This is a genomic window from Xenorhabdus bovienii (genome assembly GCF_024721015.1).
Lineage (GTDB): Bacteria > Pseudomonadota > Gammaproteobacteria > Enterobacterales > Enterobacteriaceae > Xenorhabdus > Xenorhabdus bovienii.
Window position 1 is genome coordinate 1 of record NZ_JANAIF010000365.1, and the last position, 342, is coordinate 342.

At 51.2% G+C, this 342-nt stretch carries 1 protein-coding gene; it reads right to left on the reverse strand.

Going from position 1 to position 342, the window contains the following annotated elements; translation table 11 throughout:
- Positions 1-342 (reverse strand): IS6 family transposase (locus NXS07_RS21020; protein ID WP_258087633.1); only part of this gene is annotated, 342 nt, incomplete at both ends.

The window sequence follows — 342 nt, forward strand, 5'->3', positions numbered from 1 at the left end:
TGACGCATTGCTTTTTTAAAGAAGCGCAGGGCGGCCGCCTTATCCCTCTGAGCTGTTAACAAAAAATCCACCGTATTCCCGTTCGAATCGACAGCCCGGTAGAGATAACGCCATTGTCCTTTGATTTTGATATCGGTTTCATCCCTTCGCCACCGGTGACCCACGTCAGGCATTTTCCGACGATAACGTCTGACAATCAAGGGGGTCAGACGGTGAACCCAACGGGAAAGGGTCGAATGGTCAACATGAATTCCCCGTTCCGCCCTCATTTCTTCCAAATTACGCAAACTCAGGGCGTAGGCTAGATACCAACGCACGCACGGGGCGATGATATCAACAGGA